A 3,719-nucleotide genomic window follows, 5' to 3' on the forward strand; every position below is an offset into this window, starting at 1 on the left:
CCTTCAATACTTTCATTTTTAAATCCTTATAGTTTTTATCAATTAGGATCGCCATCATAAAGACTAAAAAGCATTCACATTTAAGTTAGATAAGTATGTGGTGCCATCATGAAATACTTCACTTTCCAGAAAGAAAAGGAATTACAAATATAAACATATGATGTATGTTGTCGATATTAAATAATAACAGCAGTGCAAAAACCTGTTAACACATAACGACCTCAACGGGAGAAAATATGAGACAACATCTATTAGGCTTCACACTAGCCCCCTTATTTCTACTTACAACAGCATGCTCGCAGCAAGAAAGCGTAGCTAAAGTTGATAGCACAGAAACACTAAGCGCTTCTCAAAATAGTTACGAGCAATCTGCTCTTTTAAAAATCAGTAAACTTAAAAAGCTGATGGAACAAGCTCAAACAAAACAGATTGATGTGACTCGTGAAGAAAGCGTAGTTTGGTTTGCAGAGCAGTTTTTAAAATTTGCTAACTGGGATGAAAATAATTACGACGCGGTTGTAAAGCTTTTTGGTTACGAGCGCCACTATGCTGCGGACAAGGAAAGGTTAGCAAAAGAGTTACCAAATTTTGAACGCGAAAAAGTAATTCAAATTTTAGATAAAGGTATTGATGACTTGTCTAAAGAGCTTGCAGGCGAAATTAAACGCCGCCCTGTAAATAAGGTCGATTGGCAAAATACTAAAGCACAAGACAATATGTTTGTTAGTAATGGCAAGCCTATTTTTTTATATGACTATTTTTCAAAGAGTGTTGGTCAGCCACTTACAAATAAAGATGTTTATAACGATCATTTAGGCGCGCTCTATCATGGCGGTGAAGACTTATACCCGGTAGATCACGACCGTGCCATTAATTCATTTTTAGTGCGTGAAGATGGCACTTTTGACGAAGAGTTAATGAAAGAGTTAACGCGCATCCCTGATACCAACATTGGTTTTTTAGTTTACTGGTTAATGGGTATTCCAAAGTGGGTTGAAGAGCAAGAGCCAGAAGTTAGAAAAGGCCGTTCGTTATTTACAGGATTCGATATTGATAACCCATTAGCGCGAGATCTTTGGGGTAAAATAATTCGTAAAACGGGTGAGCTTACTAAAGGCAAAAAAGTAACTGAAGTTGGGTTTGTGTTAGCTAACGAACCGCATTGGTACGCCGAAAAAGGCCACTGGACACAAAAATATGAAGAAATGACCAGCATCTCTTCGTACACACTAAATAAGTTTAGAAGTTGGTTAGATAAAAAATACCAAGGTGATATTAACGAGCTAAATGAAAACTGGGGAACGCATTTTAGCCAGTTTGCAGATGTAGCTATTGAGATACCGATTGATCCTGCGATTAAAGGCGAGCCTAAGTGGTACGACTGGACGCGTTACAATATGGACAGAAGCACTGACTGGTTTACTTACGTTCAAAACGAACTACATTCTGTAAATGAAGACGCCGATACCCATATAAAAATTATGCCACGCATGTTTATGGACGATTCACGCTCTGGCGGTATTGATACCGAAGCATTAGCTGAGTTAACAACCATGGTAGGGCACGATGCTAAGTCGTTTGGTAGTGAAAATATTCGCCCAGGTAAGTCATCTAAGTGGATTGAAAAATACGCGTATAACTGGGGCATAGTTACTATGTTTCATGACTTTATGGAATCAGTTGCGCCTAATAAAATTAATGTAAATTCTGAGTCTCATTTTTTATCATCGGGTCAGTGGCGAGATTTAGACACACGTACAAGTTATGTACGTAGTGTTTATTGGCTTGCAACTTTACTTGGTATGGATGCCAATATGGGCTGGTTTTGGGCGCGTGATCCAGATGGTTCACCAGAGGATCGTTTAGAAGGCGATCTGGACTTTTTTGACCCAGGTCTTGGCGGTGCATTTGCGGGTTCTAACAATATGCAGCCACATGTAACTAACGAAGTTACCCAAGTAATGTTTGATCTTAATAGTTTTTCTGAGGAAATTGTTGAGCTTAGAGAGCAGCGTCGTCCACTTCGTTTGTTTTACTCTGAAACAACAGCAATTAATACAAACGACTATATGACAAAGGGCTACAAACTTTACGAAAATTTATTTTTTGAAGGCTTCCCGCTTGGTTTTGCAACTAAAGATGTAATCGAAAAGCAAGACAATAGCAACTGGGATGCAATACTGGTTTATCGCAATAACTTTGTTACAGATGAAGAGTTTAAAGCGCTTCAAGGGTATTTAAACAAAGGCGGTACCGTTATTTTAGACTCAGCGCAAAGCTTGTCTTTAGACGAGTACGGGCATCCGCGTAAGGCTAAGTTAGTTGCCAGTAAAGGTAAGCTTATTGTTATGCCAAAAGGGGCCGATGTTGAAGCTATTAAACAAACTGCACTTGCAGAGGTTTCGGGTAGTACGCCTGATGTTGTTGTAAACGTAGATAATGGTGAGTCATTTAAAACCACAACATGGCGTACTGTTAAGCAAGACAATGGTAGTTATCTGGTTAATATTTTAAATTTAGGCCACACAACAGCAACCGTTGATCTGTCGCTTAAAAATGGTAAATCTATTCATGTTAAAAACTTAATGACGAGCAATAAAATGAATACCAGCTTTGATATTCCTTCTGAGGGTGTCTTGCTTGTTGAAGTTACAGCTCAATAAATAGTTTTTTAGCGAGTACATCCCTATGTGCTCGCTTTTCAATTAACACGATACATTAAGTTGTGGATAGCAAATGAAAGCAAATAATAAGGTTAAACTAATAGCAATATCGTTGAGCTTAATCCTTGGTAGTGCAGGGGTTAATGCTCAGCCGATGCCTCATATTGCGCAACCAGGCGAAAATTGGGTTTTACAAACTGAACGCTCAGATGAGTTTGATATTAAAGATGCTGAAAAATGGAATTTTCAAACAGAAAACTACGGTGTTTGGTCTTGGAAAGATGAAAATGCCAGTGTTTCTGAAGGCATATTAAAACTAACCACTAAACGAGAAACGCATTTAAGAACGTTTTGGGATGGCTGTAATAAAACAAAAGTGCCTAATTATAGATTGTTTTACACTTCGGGAGTTGCTAAATCTAGAGCAACAGGGAGTTACGGATATTATGAGGCACGTATAAAGGGTGCGGATAAATTTCCGGGAGTATCACCTGCATTTTGGATGTACAGCAAAATAGATCGTACTTTAACGAATGAAGGCGATGTGCAATATAGTGAAATAGATGTAGTTGAGTTAACTCAAAAACAGACGCTTCAGGAGTCGGACCACGACCTACATAATATTGTTATAAAAGATGGCGCACCCAAGTGGATGCGACCTGGTAGCTCGCCAGAAACAAACCATAATGGCTATCACTTACCATTTGATCCCAGTGAAGACTTTCATACTTATGGGGTTAATGTAACCAAAGACGACATTACATGGTATGTAGATAACGTTCAGGTTGGCTATAAAAAGAATTTGTACTGGCACCGCGATATGAACTTAACATTATCGCAGGGCTTACGCGCACCGCATACACAATGGAAATGTAATCAATTTTATCCTTCAGATAATCAGTCTGCACAAGGTTTTCCAACATCAATGGAAATTGATTACGTGAGAACGTGGTTAAAGCAATAAAAACCCTAAAGCCCATTCTAATAAAGTGTAAATATTAGCCAAATTAAAATTTATTTGTTGCCAATATAAACATCATATGTTTATATTATTAA

General features: G+C 38.1%; 2 protein-coding genes. Both read left to right on the plus strand.

Annotation, left to right across the window (positions count from 1 at the left end; translation table 11 throughout):
- The first annotated feature begins 236 nt into the window (after positions 1–236).
- Positions 237–2,663 carry a glycoside hydrolase family 42 gene (locus GQR46_RS17420; protein ID WP_165741738.1) on the plus strand — a complete coding sequence of 809 codons (2,427 nt, stop codon included), beginning with the start codon at positions 237–239 and terminating at the stop codon, positions 2,661–2,663.
- Positions 2,664–2,736: 73 nt separating this feature from the next.
- A complete protein-coding gene (locus GQR46_RS17425; RefSeq protein ID WP_165741740.1) occupies positions 2,737–3,627 on the plus strand; it encodes a family 16 glycosylhydrolase in 891 nt (296 codons plus the stop codon).
- Positions 3,628–3,719 lie beyond the last annotated feature (92 nt).

Source organism: Pseudoalteromonas sp. Z1A6, from assembly GCF_011378745.1.
In the GTDB taxonomy this organism is placed as follows: domain Bacteria; phylum Pseudomonadota; class Gammaproteobacteria; order Enterobacterales; family Alteromonadaceae; genus Pseudoalteromonas; species Pseudoalteromonas arctica.

Excerpts from the sequence above, each read along its gene's own strand:
- GQR46_RS17425 (WP_165741740.1), top strand. The coding sequence starts at position 2,737 with ATGAAAGCAAATAATAAGGTTAAACTAATAGCAATATCGTTGAGCTTA.
- GQR46_RS17420 (WP_165741738.1), top strand. The coding sequence starts at position 237 with ATGAGACAACATCTATTAGGCTTCACACTAGCCCCCTTATTTCTACTT.